Origin of the sequence: Buchnera aphidicola (Brachycaudus cardui) (genome assembly GCF_005081945.1) — a bacterium.
GTDB classification, from domain to species: Bacteria; Pseudomonadota; Gammaproteobacteria; order Enterobacterales; family Enterobacteriaceae; genus Buchnera; species Buchnera aphidicola_AN.
In genome coordinates this window covers 595,470-610,789 of record NZ_CP034879.1, presented here as the reverse complement: position 1 = coordinate 610,789, position 15,320 = coordinate 595,470, and the positions used below count along the sequence as shown (strand labels likewise).

Annotated in this window: 13 protein-coding genes and 1 pseudogene; 13 read left to right on the top strand and 1 reads right to left on the bottom strand. The window is 25.3% G+C overall.

Annotated elements, in window-relative coordinates; translation table 11 throughout:
- Positions 1-100: 100 nt before the first annotated feature.
- The 13 genes and pseudogenes from D9V67_RS02950 (at position 101) to dut (ending at position 14,567) form a co-directional block, all read left to right on the top strand.
- Complete coding sequence (locus D9V67_RS02950) at positions 101-2,008, top strand: PTS mannitol transporter subunit IICBA (RefSeq protein ID WP_158359982.1); 1,908 nt, start codon at positions 101-103, stop codon at positions 2,006-2,008.
- A 40-nt stretch (positions 2,009-2,048) separates the two neighbouring features.
- Entirely contained in the window at positions 2,049-3,209 is a 1,161-nt protein-coding gene (locus tag D9V67_RS02945) for a mannitol-1-phosphate 5-dehydrogenase (protein WP_158359980.1), read from the top strand.
- An 81-nt stretch (positions 3,210-3,290) separates the two neighbouring features.
- Positions 3,291-5,041, top strand: a pseudogene (gene mutL, locus D9V67_RS02940) (DNA mismatch repair endonuclease MutL).
- A gap of 41 nt (positions 5,042-5,082) precedes the next feature.
- On the top strand, positions 5,083-5,994 hold the full coding sequence (gene miaA / locus D9V67_RS02935) for a tRNA (adenosine(37)-N6)-dimethylallyltransferase MiaA (RefSeq protein WP_222836985.1): 912 nt from the start codon (positions 5,083-5,085) through the stop codon (positions 5,992-5,994).
- A gap of 151 nt (positions 5,995-6,145) precedes the next feature.
- Positions 6,146-7,387, top strand: a complete 1,242-nt coding sequence (hflK, locus tag D9V67_RS02930) for an FtsH protease activity modulator HflK (RefSeq protein ID WP_158359976.1) — start codon at positions 6,146-6,148, stop codon at positions 7,385-7,387.
- A 4-nt stretch (positions 7,388-7,391) separates the two neighbouring features.
- Positions 7,392-8,321 (top strand): protease modulator HflC, encoded by a 930-nt coding sequence (gene hflC / locus D9V67_RS02925; protein WP_158359974.1) that lies wholly within the window; start codon positions 7,392-7,394, stop codon positions 8,319-8,321.
- A 51-nt stretch (positions 8,322-8,372) separates the two neighbouring features.
- Positions 8,373-9,662, top strand: coding sequence for an adenylosuccinate synthase (locus tag D9V67_RS02920; RefSeq protein WP_158359971.1), 1,290 nt, complete (start codon positions 8,373-8,375; stop codon positions 9,660-9,662).
- A 71-nt stretch (positions 9,663-9,733) separates the two neighbouring features.
- Positions 9,734-11,911, top strand: coding sequence for a ribonuclease R (gene rnr, locus D9V67_RS02915; RefSeq protein WP_158359969.1), 2,178 nt, complete (start codon positions 9,734-9,736; stop codon positions 11,909-11,911).
- Between the two features lie 177 nt (positions 11,912-12,088).
- Positions 12,089-12,430: a 30S ribosomal protein S6 gene (gene rpsF / locus D9V67_RS02910; RefSeq protein ID WP_158359967.1), complete on the top strand. Its 342-nt coding sequence runs from the start codon at positions 12,089-12,091 to the stop codon at positions 12,428-12,430.
- 107 nt (positions 12,431-12,537) lie between these two features.
- The gene (rpsR, locus tag D9V67_RS02905; protein WP_158359965.1) at positions 12,538-12,765 is read left to right on the top strand and encodes a 30S ribosomal protein S18; all 228 of its coding nucleotides are present in this window, start codon (positions 12,538-12,540) and stop codon (positions 12,763-12,765) included.
- 51 nt (positions 12,766-12,816) lie between these two features.
- The gene (gene rplI / locus D9V67_RS02900) at positions 12,817-13,269 is read left to right on the top strand and encodes a 50S ribosomal protein L9 (protein WP_158359962.1); all 453 of its coding nucleotides are present in this window, start codon (positions 12,817-12,819) and stop codon (positions 13,267-13,269) included.
- A gap of 51 nt (positions 13,270-13,320) precedes the next feature.
- Positions 13,321-14,067 (top strand): 3'(2'),5'-bisphosphate nucleotidase CysQ, encoded by a 747-nt coding sequence (gene cysQ, locus D9V67_RS02895; protein WP_158359960.1) that lies wholly within the window; start codon positions 13,321-13,323, stop codon positions 14,065-14,067.
- A 44-nt stretch (positions 14,068-14,111) separates the two neighbouring features.
- Positions 14,112-14,567: a dUTP diphosphatase gene (dut, locus tag D9V67_RS02890; protein ID WP_158359958.1), complete on the top strand. Its 456-nt coding sequence runs from the start codon at positions 14,112-14,114 to the stop codon at positions 14,565-14,567.
- On the opposite strand, the gene pyrE is transcribed toward dut, so the two are convergent.
- A complete protein-coding gene (gene pyrE, locus D9V67_RS02885; RefSeq protein WP_158359955.1) occupies positions 14,564-15,208 on the bottom strand; it encodes an orotate phosphoribosyltransferase in 645 nt (214 codons plus the stop codon). The genes dut and pyrE overlap by 4 nt on opposite strands.
- Positions 15,209-15,320 lie beyond the last annotated feature (112 nt).

Genomic DNA, 15,320 nt, shown 5'->3' with positions numbered 1-15,320 from the left:
TTTAAATTAATAACACATTTAAATTAAAAAATCAATTAAACATTAATTATTTAAATCATTAAATTGATAATTCTAATTATCTCGAATAAAGGTGGTTATTATGCTTTCATTCATTAAATTAAAAATCCAAAATTTTGGTCAATTTTTAAGTAATATGATAATGCCTAATATAAGTATTTTTATCGTATGGGGAATTATGACTGCTTTATTTATCCCATTGGGCTGGCAACCTAATAAAATTTTAGAACAGTTAATATCACCAATTATTTTTTATTTATTACCTATTTTAATTGGATATACTGGAGGTCGTTTAATTGCAGGTGATAGAGGAGGATTAGTAGGCAGTATAACTACAATAGGAGTTATTACTAGTACTAATATACCAATGTTATTAGGTGCAATGATTGTAGGTCCATTAGGTGGTTGGATCATAAAAATGTTTGATGAAATAATAGAAAATAAAGTAAAAAATGGTTTTGAAATGTTAGTAAATAATTTTTCTATTGCTATATTTGGAGTATTATTAGCAATAATTTCATTTTTCACTATTGGTCCTTTTATTGAGTGGAGCTCTCGTATTTTAGGAGATTTAATAAAAGTTATAGTATCTTATCATTTATTACCTTTTATTTCTGTCATAATAGAACCAGCTAAAATATTTTTTTTAAACAATGCAATTAATCATGGTATTTTTTCTCCATTAGGAATACAAGACGTATCAGAAAATCATCGATCCATCTTTTTTTTAATTGAATCTAATCCAGGTCCTGGATTAGGTGTATTAATCGCATGGTTTTTTTTTGGAAAAGGAGAACTATCTAAATCATCAGGAGGAGCTGCAATAATTGAGTTTTTAGGAGGAGTTCATGAAATTTATTTTCCTTATGTATTAATTAAACCAAAATTAATTATTGCTTTAATTTTAGGTGGTATGTCTGGTATTTTTATGCTTGTCTTATTAGAAGGAGGTTTGGTTTCTGCAGTATCACCAGGCTCTATTTTATCTATCTTGATTATGACACCTAAAGGTTGTTACTTGTCCAATATTGCTGCTATTTTTTGTTCCTTTGTAATTTCTTTTCTCAGCGCTTCTTTATTGTTAAAATTTAATCTATATAACACTACAATAAACGATTTGGAAAAAAATAAAGATTTTTTACATTTAAAAACGTTACAAGATAATCATAATATTTACACATCTAGCTTTTTAAGTAGCGTTAAAACGATTATAGTTGCTTGTGACGCAGGAATGGGATCGAGTGCTATGGGTGCAAGTATTTTACGTAAAAAAATAAAAAATGCTAATTTAAATCATATTTCTGTATTAAATATGGCTATTAATTTATTGCCTAAACATGCAGATTTAGTCATTACACATCAAAATTTAACTCATCGCGCTAAAAAATATGCTCCTTATGCTAATCATATATCTTTAAAAAACTTTCTTAATAATAATTTTTATGATAATTTAATAAAAAAATTAAGAGAAAATATAGTCTGTTTAGATAATAGTAATTCCATTTCTAGTATAAAAAATAATATCGACGATAAAAATACATCAGATAATCTATTCCAGTTAACAGAAAAAAATATTCTACTTAATCAATATGCAGCTAATAAAGAAGAGGCAATTAATATTGTAGGTAAGAATTTAGTAAAACAAGGATATGTTAAGCTTGATTATATTCATTCTATGATAGAAAGAGAAAAAATGTCTTCAACTTGGTTAGGAGAATCAATAGCATTACCTCATGGCACTATCGAAGGGAAAAACTCTGTTTTAAAAACAGGTATCATTTTTTGTCAATTTCCAAAAGGTGTTCATTTTGGAGAAGATATAAATGATATTGCTTATCTTGTAATTGGGATAGCTGCTAAAAATAATGAGCATATTATGGTAGTCAGTAGTATTACTAATGCATTAGATAATCAAGATACGATTAAAAAACTATCTAAAACAACTGACGTAAAAGAAGTTTTATCGATTTTAAGTAGTGAAAAATTTTAATTTACTATTAAGTCTTCATATACATTTTTTGGAACTAATTATGAAAGCACTCCATTTTGGAGCAGGAAATATTGGACGCGGTTTTATTGGTAAAGTATTATCAGAATCAGGTTTTAAAGTAATTTTTTCTGATATAGATCAAAATCTTATAGATTTTATTAATAGTAATAAAGGATATTCAGTTAGAACAGTCGGAAGTAATCTAGATAACACTGTGAATGTTAAAAATGTTAGCGCTATTAATTCTAATAATCCAAAGATTATTCCAATGATCGCTACAGTTAATTTAATTACCACTGCAGTTGGTCCTATTGCATTAGATGCAGTTGCTATGATTATTGCACAAGGAATTATATTAAAAATTAAAACACAATCTATTCAACCATTAAATATTATTGCTTGTGAAAATAAAATTCAAGCGAGTTCTTTTTTAAAAAAAGCTGTACTTGAAAAATTATCTACGAAGTATTATGATTATTTAAATCAATATATTGGTTTTATAGATTGTAGTATTGATACTATCATACCTATTGTTCATAACAATAAAAATTATTCATTTTTAATTACTGAAGAATTTAAAGAATGGATTGTCAATACTAATCAGTTTAAAGGAAATTTGCCAAAAATAATTAATATGACGCTAAGTAACAATTTAAATGCTTTTATAGAAAGAAAGTTATTTACGTTAAATACTGGTCATGCGATAGCTGCATATTTAGGTTTAATAAAAAAATATAAAACTATAAAAGATGCGATTTTAGATAAAAAAATACGTTTTATTGTTCGCTGTGCTATGGAAGAAAGTGGGGCAGTATTAATTAAACGATATAATTTTAATAAAAAAGATCATTTATCTTATATTAATAGTATTTTTGTTCGTTTTGAGAATCCATTTATATCAGATACACTTGAACGTATAGGACGAAATCCTTTACAGAAATTAGCAAGAAATGAACGTTTAATCAAACCTCTTTTAGGTAGTATAGAATATGGACTGCCTTATTTTAATTTAGTAAAAGGTATTGCTGCAGCATTTCATTATAAAAATAAAAATGATTTAGAGTCAATGAAAATTTCTTCTTTAATTAAAAAACAAGGTATTAAAAAAAGTTTGATTGACATTTGTAGTTTATCTATAAATAGTAAAGAAGTATATTCTATTGTCTTAGAATACGAATCTATTCTTAAAACAATTATATAAAGATAAAAAATAATCATATATATAAAAATAATTAGTCGTGAATATACTTTATTCAATTATATTAATTGAGAGCATTAGGTAATGACTATTCATATATTACCAACTGATTTATCAAGTCAAATTTCTTCTGGAAAAATTATTGAACGGCCAGCTTCAGTGATTAAAGAAATAATAGAAAATAGTATTGATGCTGGTTCAAAAAATATTAATATTGCAATTGAAAAAAGTGGTCTTAAATCTATCATTGTAAATGATGATGGCTACGGTATTAAAAAAAAAGAATTATTACTTGCAGTTACTAGACATGCTACTAGCAAAATTAATGTATTATCAGATTTAGATTCAATTAGTACCTTTGGATTTCGAGGTGAAGCTTTAGCTAATATTAGAGCTGTTTCAAGATTAACTTTAATTTCTTGTTATGATTCAAAAGAAATTGGTTGGAAGATTTATTCAGAAGGCTTTATGCATAATAAAGATATTATTTTACAACCAATAGCACATCCTAAAGGTACTACTATTATAATAGAAAATTTATTTTATAATATTCCAGTGCGTCTTAAATTTATAAAAAATGAAAAATTAGAATTTATACAAATTTTTAAAGTAATTAAAAAAATAGCTTTGTCTCATTTTCATATAAACTTTTCATTAAAACATAATAAAAAATTAATTTTACAATATAATGCTGTTAAAAATAAAAAAAATAGATTAAAAGATGTATTAAACACTTTTGATATAAATAAAATGATACAAATAAAGTCAAACATAAATGATATTTTACTATTTGGATGGATATTGTGCCCTGAAAATTTTCAACTATTAAATAATATTAAATATTTTTATATTAATAATCGATATATTCATGATCATGCTATTATTAATATCATTCGATCTGCTTATGAAAAAATAAAAGAAGGTAGAGATATATCATTTATATTGTATTTACAAATACCATCTAATAAAATTGATATTAATATTCACCCTACTAAAAATGAAATTAGATTTCATGATTCTCATGAAATTCATACATTTATTTATGAAACTATTTTATTTCATCTAAACAAATTTCAAAATAAATATTTTTTTAACAATCCTATGTTTTATAAAAATAATTTAGCAACATATAAAAAAAATAAATTAAATTATTTTGAATTACTTTATTTGAAATTTTTTATATTAATATCTTCGTATTTTTCTAAAAAAGATTTTGTTTCTCAAAAAAAAAAGATTTAATAAAAAAAAACAATTTTACAACTAACATTTGTATAAAAAAAGATTGTTTTTCTTTTGGAAGATTGTTAATGGTATTTCAAAAATATTATGGTTTAATTTTTCATAATGATAATTTCCTATTGATTTCATTCCCTTTTGCTGAAAGAATTGTGAAAAAGCATCAATTAGAAGTTAAAATTAAGCAAAAGATAATACCTGAATATTTTTTAACTAATATTAAACTTGATCTGACTTCTAAAGAATATATTATTTTATTTAAAAATAAAAATGTTTTATATAAATTAGGATTTAATTTAGTCTTTAAAAAAAAATATATTATTTTAGTTTCCATTCCTTGTTTTTTTAAAAAAAATAATATTAATGAACTAATATCAAAATTTTTTGTATTTTTATTTTTTAAAGAAATAGTTTTCATTTCAGATGCAATAAATTGGTTTTATACCTATATTTTTATGGAATCAAAAAGTTGGAATTATACAAATGGAATTTCAGTATTGTTAGAGCTTGAATACTTTTTTCCTTTATTAAACAATCTTCCATCTAAACTATTACAAAAAATTAATATAAATACAGCGTTATGTATGTTAAAAATATGAATTTCAATTATAAAAAAAAATTGCCTGTAGTTCTTTTTTTAATGGGCCCAACAGCATCTGGAAAGAGTCAATTAGCTATTAATCTTAGACAATACTTACCAATAGAATTGATTAGTGTAGATTCTGCTTTAATTTATCGAGGAATGAATATAGGAACAGCTAAACCTAGTTTTTTAGATTTATGTCATCATCCTCATCGTTTATTAAACATTAAGGATCCAAGTGAAAATTATTCAGCTGTAGAATTTCAACAAGATGCTTTAAAAGAAATTAATAAAATTATTAATTTAGGTAAAATACCTTGTCTTGTTGGTGGGACCATGTTTTATTATAATGTATTATTACATGGAGTATCTATTTTACCACCAGCTAATGTCCAGATTCGTGAATATTTACTTCAAAAAAATACTAAAAAAAATTTTTTATATAAAAAATTAGAATCAATAGATCCTATCTCTGCTGTTCGAATTCATAAAAACGATTTTCAAAGATTATTAAGAGCTGTAGAAGTTTTTTATATTTCTGGAAAAAATTTAACAGAACTAAAAAAAAATAATCACTATAAATTACCATATACTATATTGCAATTTGCTATTATACCTCCGAATAAAGAATGGTTAAATAATAACATTGAGCTTCGTATTAAAAAAATGTTGATGTTAGGTTTTCAAGAAGAAGTAGAAAATCTTTTTTTTAGAGGAGATTTACATATAAATTTACCTTCTATTCGATGTATAGGATATCGTCAAATGTGGGAGTATCTCGAATATAAAATAAGTTACAAAGACATGTTTGACAAAACAATTTATGCAACAAGAAAACTGGCTAAAAATCAATTAACATGGTTAAAAAAATGGAAAGATCTTAATATAATATTATCCAGTTCTCCTATTGAGATTTTAATTCAAAAAGTATTAGATGTATTTCAAGAAAAAAATAATTTATCTACATAAATGTAGTAAAATATATATAAGAAATTAATTTTAAGTTTTATAGGATGTATTATTTGTATTCATATTTTTTATAATCTGATTATAAATACATATAATTATTAAAGTAATTTTTTAACAAACATTATATAAAAACTAATTAATGAGGTATAAAATGGTCTGGAACAAGCCTAATGATAATAAATCTGAACCTGATCCATGGGGGGATAAAAACAGTGACAACAAAAATAGTCCAGACAATAAGAACCAAAAAAAGAAAACTTTATCAGATATAAAACATTTTTTATATAGTATAAAAAATTTTTTTGTTAAAACATCTAATTCATCTAATTCATCTAATTCATCTAATTCATCTAAAAAAACCATTCATCCTTATATTATAATAATATTTATAAGTTTTTTTATTTGGTGTATGAGTGGTTTTTATACTATTAAAGAAGCTGAACGTGGTGTAATTACTCGTTTTGGTAAATTTAGTCATTTGGTTCAACCAGGATTAAATTGGCGACCAATTTTTATTAATGAAGTAAAAGCTGTAAATGTTGAAAGTGTACGTGAGCTAGCAACTTCAGGAGTTATGCTTACTTCAGATGAAAATGTAGTACGTGTAGAGATGAATGTACAATATAAAATAACAAATCCTGCTGACTATCTCTTTTCTGTTACTTATCCTGATGATAGTTTACGTCAAGCAACAGATAGTGCGTTACGTGGAGTTATTGGTCATTCGACTATGGATCGAGTATTAACAGAAGGAAGAACTTTAGTGCGAAGTGATACTCAAAAAGAAATTGAAGAGACAATTAAACCATATAAAATGGGAATAACTATATTAGATGTTAATTTTCAAACAGCGAGACCTCCAGAAGAAGTAAAAGCTGCTTTTGATGATGCAATCGCAGCTCGTGAAAATCGTGAGCAATATGTACGTGAAGCTGAAGCTTATTCAAATGAAGTAGAGCCTAAAGCTAATGGTAAAGCCCAAAGAATTTTAGAAGAAGCACGAGCATATTCATCACGTATAATTTTAGAAGCGCAAGGAGAAGTTGCTCGTTTTTCTCAAATCTTGCCTGAATATAGAAAATCTAAAAAAATAACTTTAAGACGTCTTTATATTGAATCGATGGAAAGATTATTGAGTAAAAATAAAAAAATATTTATTGATAAAAATAACAACAATACAAGATTGTTTTTATCTTTAGATAATTTTTTTTCTAATAGAAAACTGATAAGTAAAAATTTTTCAAAAAATATTAATTTTAGTAAAAATAATCCTTATTTTTCTAAAAAAGATAAACATATTAATTACTTCTCTTCATTATCTCCTAATAGTATTTTAGAGCAACGTCGTATTGATTCTATGCGAAATGATGTCAAGAATTCAGAGAGAGAATGAATATATGAATAAAGTGTTTATTTGTCTATCAAGTATTTTATTATTTTTATTTTCTTCTTCTTTTTTTGTTGTTAAGGAAGGGGAGCGTGGTATTGTTTTACAATTTGGTCGAGTTTTACGTAACCATGAACAAAAAACTTTAGTATATAATCCGGGATTACATTTTAAGCTTCCATTTCTAGAAACAGTTAAAATGCTAGATGCACGAATTCATACTATGGATAATCAAGCAGATCGGTTTGTAACAAAAGAAAAAAAAGACCTGATTGTTGATTCTTATATAAAATGGCGTATTAATGATTTTAATCGATATTATCTTGCTACTGGAGGAGGAGATATTTTTCAAGCTGAAGTTTTATTAAAAAGAAAATTTAGTGATCGATTACGTTCTGAAATAGGTTGTCTGAATGTCAAAGAAATTGTTACTGATTCTCGAGGAAGATTAACAACAGATGTTTTAAATGCTTTAAATAAAGGAACTATTAATTTAGAAAAAGCATCTTCGATCAATGTTAATAGTATGAATGCATTAGGAATTCAGGTTGTAGATGTTCGTATTAAACAAATTAACTTACCTGTAGAAGTTTCTGATGCTATATATAATCGAATGAGAGCAGAAAGAGAAGCTGTGGCTAGAAGTCAACGTTCTCAAGGACAAGAAAAAGCTGAAAAATTACGTGCAACAGCAGATTATAAAGTATCTATAATATTATCACAAGCAAAAAAAGAAGCTTTAATTATTAAAGGTCAAGGTGAAGCTATAATAACAAAATTATTTGCAGAAAATTTTAGTAATGAACCTTATTTTTATTATTTTGTTCGAAGTTTACGTGCTTATGAAAATAGCTTTAAAAATAATGGGAATATTATGTTGATTACTTCAGACAATGATTTTTTTAAATATATGAACAAAATGATTACTTTTGAAAAATAGAGTTACTGAAGAGCAAAAAATAAAAAATATATAAAATAGGTATTATTAAAAATGAATAAAAATATTGTAATATTAGGCATGCAATGGGGTGATGAAGGAAAAGGAAAAATAGTAGATTGTTTGACTTTAGATAGTTCATATGTTGTAAGATATCAAGGAGGTCATAATGCTGGTCATACTTTAGTTGTCGATGGAAAAAAAATTATTCTGCATCTTATTCCATCAGGAATATTACATAGTGATGTAATTGGAGTTATTGCTAATGGTGTAGTAGTTTCTCCTTTGGAATTAGTAAAAGAAATAAATATGTTAGAAAACCATAATATTTTTGTTAATAAGCGTCTTATTCTTTCTAGCGCTTCTCCTTTAATTTTACAATATCATATTGCTATGGATATAGCACGTGAAAAAAAATTAGGAATTAATGCACTAGGTACTACAGGTAGAGGTATTGGACCTGCATATGAAGATAAAATAGCACGGCGAGCTTTGCGTCTTGGTGATTTAAAAAATGAAAAAAAATTAGCAGTACGATTAGAGAAAATAGTAGATTACTATAATCATCAATTAGTATCTTTTTATAAACAAAAATCTATTGATTACAAAATAATTCTAAGAGACTTATTACCAACAATAGATATAATTTATGATATGATTCAAGATACTACTTTTATTTTACATCAAGCTATTAAAGAAAATAAAAAAATTATTTTTGAAGGCGCTCAAGGTAGTTATTTAGATATCGATCATGGAACATATCCATATGTGACTTCTTCAAATAGTACAGTCGGAGGTGTTATTACAGGTACAGGAGTAGGTCCTAAAAATCTAGATTATATACTTGGAATAACTAAAGCATATTCAACAAGAGTTGGTCATGGTCCCTTTCCTAGTGAACTTTTTGATAGTATAGATGAACACCTTTCTAAGAAAGGTAATGAATTTGGTTCAACTACAGGAAGAAAACGACGAACTGGTTGGTTAGATACAGTATCTTTATGTCGAGCAGTCAAAATTAATTCTTTATCTGGATTATGTATAACAAAATTAGATGTATTAGATGGTTTGAATGAAATAAAACTTTGTACTTCTTATAAAAATAAAAAAACTTTAGATATTATAAAATTTCCTGATGTAGACGATTGGGAAGATATGGTGCCAATATATGAAACTTATCCAGGATGGAAAAAAATAACTTTAGGTGTAAGAAAATTAGAATATTTACCTTATGAGGCACGCAACTATATTAATCGTATAGAAGAGATAACACAGATACCTGTTGATTTAATTTCTACAGGTCCTGATCGTTCTGATATTATTTTTATTAATACTAAAATATAAACATTATAAATTTAAAATAATTTAATTAATATATAATTATATTTTAAAATAATATAAATGGAGAAGTAAATATGGTAGTAGATCCCTACCAAAAAAGAGAATCTAAAAAATATAAAAACCCAATTCCAAGTAGAGAATATATTGCATCTTGGTTAAAGAAATGTACTGATTTAATTAGTCAGAAAAATTTAGAAAAAAGATTTGGTATTATTCATCAGGAAGAAAAAAAAGCATTACGTCGTAGATTAAGAGCAATGGAACGAGATGGTCAAATTATATATACTAGGAATCGTTGCTATATTACTCCTGAAAACTTACAAGTAGTTCAAGGTAAAGTGATAGGTCATAGAGATGGCTACGGTTTTCTTCGATCAGAGACATTAAAAGATGATCTTTGGCTTTCATCAGAACAAATGAAATCATGTATTCATGGTGATCTTATTTTAGCTCATATTATAAAATCTGATAAAAGAGGACGTAATGCAGCAAGATTTTTAAAAATATTAAAACCTAATACTTCTTTAATTGTTGGTAGATATTATATTAATGACAACGTTAAATTTGTTATCCCAGACGATGCGCGTTTTAATTTTAAAATTTTTATTTTATCATCTATTAGAGAAAGTATTACAATAGGATCTATTGTAGTTGTAAAGTTAAACAAACATCTAATTAGAAATAATAAAAAACAAGGTTTAATAGTAGAAGTTCTTGGGAAAGAAATGAATACCAATTTAGCTATAGATATAGCGTTGCGTACATATTCTATCCCATTTTTATGGTCTGAAGAAGTTAAAAAACAATTATGTATGATAGATAACAAAATACATCAATGTGATTTAGAAAATCGTATAGATTTAAGACACCTTCCTTTTTTTACAATTGATGATGAAGATGCTTGTGACTTCGATGACGCTATTTTTTGTAAAAAAAAAATCAACTTAGAAGAAGGATGGAATTTATGGGTAGCAATTTCAGATGTTAGTTATTATATTCAACCTAATACTGCATTAGATAAAGCAGCATTAGAAAGAGGTACATCTATATACTTTCCTTCATTAGTAATTCCTATGCTACCGGAAAAAATTTCTACAGATGTATGTTCTTTGAATCCTAATGAAGAGCGTTTGTGTTTAATATGTGAAATGAGCTTATCGAATAAAGGAGAATTGATCAGTTATAAACATTATGAGGCGATTATATGTTCACATGGACGGTTTACATATAATGAAATCTTTAAAATTTGGAATGGTGATGTTTTTCTCTGTGCTAAATATAAAAAATTTTTAAAAGATATTAAAAATTTATTACGTTTGCAAAAAACTTTTAATAAAGATGATATTTCTAAAAAAGGCATTTATTTTGAAAATATAGTTCCTAAATTTATTTTAGATTCTAATTTAAGAATTAAAAATATTTATCCAAATATTAGAAATGATGCACATAAATTTATTGAGTCATGTATGATTCTAGCAAATATAGCTTCAGCTTCTTTTGTAGAACAGCATAAATATTCTGTTTTATTTAGAAATCATAACCGACCTAAAAAAGATAATGTGATTAGTTTTCGTTTATTTTTAAAGGAACTAGGACTTACATTATTAGGAGGAGAAGCACCAGAATCAATTCACTATTCAGATTTATTAAGAAAAATTTCTAATCGTCCTGAATATGAAATGATTCAAACAATATTATTACGTTCTATGCAACAAGCTGTATATTCTCCAGATAATTGCGGTCATTTTGGATTATCTTTATCTAGTTATGTTCATTTTACCTCACCTATTAGACGTTATCCTGATCTTATATTACATAGAGTCATCAAACATTTACTATTAGAGGAACAGTTAATTCCTTTAAAAAATTCTCATACTTCTTTATATAATATAACTGAAATAAAAAAAATAGGAGTTCATTGCTCGATGACTGAAAGACGTGCAGATGAAGCAAATAGAGACGTCATGGATTGGTTGAAATGTGATTTTATGAATAAAAAAATTGGTCATATATTAACTGGTGTTATCTCTAATGTAACTTCATTTGGATTTTTTGTACGCTTAAATCAATTTTTTATTGAAGGATTAGTTCATATTACTTCATTGCAAGATGATTATTATTATTTTGATTCTTTAGGACTTAAATTAATAGGTAAATCTAATAAACATATTTATCGTTTAGGTGATACTTTACAAGTTAAAGTTAGTTCTGTGAATTTAAATGAACGAAAGATAGAGTTATCTTTAATATAGAGTTTTTTATGTTTTTTATGATTAAAAAATGAAATTATATTGATTTTTATTGAAAAGTAAAATAACATATATAAAAAATTAGCTATAATTTAAAAAAAAAGTTCCTTGCTTCCTTGGAAAATAGCTATAATATTCTCGAATAAGGAAGCTAAAAAAGCCAAAAGGAGCGTTCTTATTATGCGTCATTATGAAATAATATTTATGGTTCATCCGGATCAAAGTGATAAAATACCGTTATTAATCGAAAAATATAAAAAAATTATTCATGAAAATTCTGGCACGATACATCGTCTAGAAGATTGGGGTAGACGTCAATTATCTTATTCAATTAATAAATTACATAAAGCACATTACGTGTTAATGAACATAGAAGTTATGCCTAAAACCATTAATATTTTAGAAACAGACTTTCGTTTTAATAATATAATTCTTAGAAATATGATTATGAGTATGAAAAAATCAATAACTGAATTATCTCCTATAATGAAATTAAAAGATGATAGAAAAGAAAAAAAATAAACTTTACTATAAATTACTTTTTTAAAGTAATGATTATTTATATACTTTTTAAAAATATACTATATAAATTTGATATATTTTTTTTCTATTTTAAAAGGAAATTTTAAATGGTACGTTATTTTCGTCGTCGAAAATTTTGTCGATTTACTGCAGAAAATATACAAGAAATAGATTATAAAGATATTACTATATTAAAAAATTATATTACAGAAAGTGGCAAAATTGTTCCTAGTCGTATCACTGGTACTAGAGCAAAATATCAACGACAGTTATCTAGAGCTATTAAACGAGCACGTTATCTTGCTCTATTACCTTACACTGATCAACATCGTTAAGAGTATAATCGAATTTATTAATAATATATATTAAGAGAGAATAATAAAACAATGGAAGTCATACTTCTGTGTAAATTGCATAAGTTAGGTGATTCTGGTTCAATTATTAACGTTAAATCTGGTTATGCGAGAAATTTTTTAATTCCAAATGGCAAAGCTATTTTAGCCAATAAAGAAAATATTAAGTCTTTTGAAGCTCATCGTATTGAAATAGAAAAAGAAAATATTAGTAAATTACTAATAGCTCAATCACGTGCTCAAAAAATTCAAAAAATAAAATCTATAACTATATCATCTAAAGTAGGAAAAGAAGGAAAAATATTTGGTTCAGTAGGAGTAAGAAATATTATAAAAGAAATGATATCATTAGGTATAAAAATAAATAAAAAAGAAATTCGTCTACCTAATGGTTTATTACGTAAAGTTGGTGAACATAAAGTTGTATTTCAGCCGCATAATGAAGTTCAAATAGAATTTATAGTGAATATAATTTCAAGAAATTAATTTTTTTTATTAAATATTGTATCTTTTATTTTTGTTAAAATTTGGTTTAAAATGTTAAATAAAATTTGTCAATTAGTACGTCGTGCCGGCAGTGTCATTATGAAATTTTATTATTCTGAAAAATTGATAGATATTAGTTATAAATCTGATCAAACTCCTATAACAAATGTTGATTGTGAAGCTAATCATATCATTAAAAAAGAATTATTTTTAATTTCTCCTCATATTCCAATTATTTCTGAAGAAGAAAAATATAATCTTGATATTTGTCGTCATTGGCATAATTATTGGTTAATTGATCCATTAGATGGAACAAAAGAATTTTTAAATAAAAATGGTGAATTTACAGTTAATATTAGTTTAATCCAAAATGGAATTCCTGTATTAGGAGTAATATATGCTCCTTTTTTTGATGTGTTATATTCGTCTTATAATAATAAAGCTTGGAAAGAAATACAGATAGGTTTAAAAAAAAGAATTAAAGTATCTTCACTAGAGATTCCAACATTAGTTACTAGTCGTTCACACCCTGATAAAGAATTAAAAAATTATTTAGAAAGTATAAAAAATTATAAACTAAAAAATTTAGGTTCTTCGTTAAAGTTTTGTTTAGTTGCAGAAGGAAAAGCACAATTGTATCCAAGATTTGGCAATACTCATATTTGGGATACTGCTGCAGGTCATGCTATTGTTGTTGCAGCTGGTGGAATAGTAAAAACATGGACAGGTACAGATTTAAATTATTCATTGTCTTCACGTTCATCTTTTCTTAATTCCGGTTTTTATGCATCAGCATAAAATTTTTTTATAAATTCTTTAAATAAGAAATATATCATATTACTATGAATAAAATTCAAATAAAGATCTTAAATTTACGTTTAAAAAAAAATTTTTTATTTCCTACTTATGCAACTGCAGGATCTTCAGGACTAGATCTTAGAGCGTGTTTGGAAGGAAAAACAAGACTACGATCTCAACAAACTATTTTAATTCCTACTGGAATAGCAATATATATTGAAGACCCTAATATTACAGCATTAATTTTACCTCGTTCTGGATTGGGTCATGAAAAAGGTATTGTATTAGGTAATTTAGTTGGTTTAATTGATTCTGATTATCAAGGTCAATTGATGATATCTTTATGGAATCGTAGTAAAGAAGATTTTTATATTAATCCAGATGATAGAATTGCTCAAATAGTATTTATTCCGATTATTAAACCATATTTTTCTTTAGTAGAAAACTTCAATAAAACATCACGTTCTAAAAAAGGTTTTGGTCATTCTGGTATTGCTTAATAAATACCATATTTTTCACGATATTTTATTAATTCAGGTATATGTTTTTTTAATGTTTTATTTTCAAATAAATAAGAGATTAGATCTTCGATAGTAATTATTGAATTGATTTTATAGCTTTTTTTATTTTGAAGATGATTGATGGTGTGTAAATTTCTTTTTCCTTTTTCTTTACGATCTAAAAGTACAAATACGGATGATATATGTGCTTTTTTTCCTTCAATAATATTAATAGAATGATGTATTGCGGTTCCTGATGTTATCACATCATCTAGAATAATAATTTTTTTATTTTGAATTTTTTTTCCAATTAAATCTCCTTTTTCTCCATAATTTTTTTCTTCTTTTCTATTAAAAGCATATGAAACATTTAAATTATAGTGATTCTTTAATGCTATAGAAGTAGCTACAGCAATTGGAATGCCTTTATATGCTGCTCCAAATAACATATCAAATTTTATTTTTGATTCTATAATGGAACGAGCATAAAATAAACCAATTTTAATAATATCTTTACCTGTGGAGAGTAAACCTGAATTAAAAAAATAAGGACTTGTTCGTCCTGATTTTAATGTAAACACTCCGAATCTTAATGCTTTTTTTTTGAAAGAAAAGTCAATAAATTCTTTTTTCCAGTCCATAAAAATTAAATCCTAATTCATCATAAAAAATTTAGAATGTTATTCTAAATATTAATATATATTTAAAATTACTATGACATTTTTTATTGATGATATAATATCATGTAGAAAT

What these genes read in the sequence shown, in the direction of transcription:
- cysQ (WP_158359960.1), top strand. Translation starts at nt 13,321, where the DNA reads ATGTTAAATAAAATTTGTCAATTAGTACGTCGTGCCGGCAGTGTCATT.
- D9V67_RS02920 (WP_158359971.1), top strand. Translation starts at nt 8,373, where the DNA reads ATGAATAAAAATATTGTAATATTAGGCATGCAATGGGGTGATGAAGGA.
- dut (WP_158359958.1), top strand. Translation starts at nt 14,112, where the DNA reads ATGAATAAAATTCAAATAAAGATCTTAAATTTACGTTTAAAAAAAAAT.
- rnr (WP_158359969.1), top strand. Translation starts at nt 9,734, where the DNA reads ATGGTAGTAGATCCCTACCAAAAAAGAGAATCTAAAAAATATAAAAAC.
- rpsR (WP_158359965.1), top strand. Translation starts at nt 12,538, where the DNA reads ATGGTACGTTATTTTCGTCGTCGAAAATTTTGTCGATTTACTGCAGAA.
- hflC (WP_158359974.1), top strand. Translation starts at nt 7,392, where the DNA reads ATGAATAAAGTGTTTATTTGTCTATCAAGTATTTTATTATTTTTATTT.
- rpsF (WP_158359967.1), top strand. Translation starts at nt 12,089, where the DNA reads ATGCGTCATTATGAAATAATATTTATGGTTCATCCGGATCAAAGTGAT.
- D9V67_RS02945 (WP_158359980.1), top strand. Translation starts at nt 2,049, where the DNA reads ATGAAAGCACTCCATTTTGGAGCAGGAAATATTGGACGCGGTTTTATT.
- pyrE (WP_158359955.1), bottom strand. Translation starts at nt 15,208, where the DNA reads ATGGACTGGAAAAAAGAATTTATTGACTTTTCTTTCAAAAAAAAAGCA.
- D9V67_RS02950 (WP_158359982.1), top strand. Translation starts at nt 101, where the DNA reads ATGCTTTCATTCATTAAATTAAAAATCCAAAATTTTGGTCAATTTTTA.
- hflK (WP_158359976.1), top strand. Translation starts at nt 6,146, where the DNA reads ATGGTCTGGAACAAGCCTAATGATAATAAATCTGAACCTGATCCATGG.
- rplI (WP_158359962.1), top strand. Translation starts at nt 12,817, where the DNA reads ATGGAAGTCATACTTCTGTGTAAATTGCATAAGTTAGGTGATTCTGGT.
- miaA (WP_222836985.1), top strand. Translation starts at nt 5,083, where the DNA reads ATGGGCCCAACAGCATCTGGAAAGAGTCAATTAGCTATTAATCTTAGA.